The following is a 245-nucleotide window of genomic DNA, read 5'->3' on the forward strand; positions in this document are numbered from 1 at the left end:
ATAAACCTGGCATCGAGCTATTTTTGCGTAGGGCTACCCCTAGACTATCGTCGCCGCAGCAGCGTTTCACCTCTGAGTTCGGGAAGGGATCAGTGTGGTTCCACCGCGCCATAGACACCAGGAAAACTTGGTGGGTCAGCAACCCTGAAGGCTGCACAGTAACGCGAAATAATTAGCTCACCAAATGAGCTGAGGTCAAGCCCTCGGTCTGTTAGTACACCTCAGCTTCATACATTACTGTACTT

Annotated in this window: 1 rRNA gene; it reads right to left on the reverse strand. The window is 51.0% G+C overall.

The window, feature by feature from the left end:
• Positions 1-4: 4 nt before the first annotated feature.
• Positions 5-122 (reverse strand): 5S ribosomal RNA (rrf, locus tag ACM0OW_RS25890).
• Positions 123-245 lie beyond the last annotated feature (123 nt).

Origin of the sequence: Anabaena sp. CCY 0017, from assembly GCF_963920885.1 — a bacterium.
Classification (GTDB): domain Bacteria; phylum Cyanobacteriota; class Cyanobacteriia; order Cyanobacteriales; family Nostocaceae; genus Nodularia.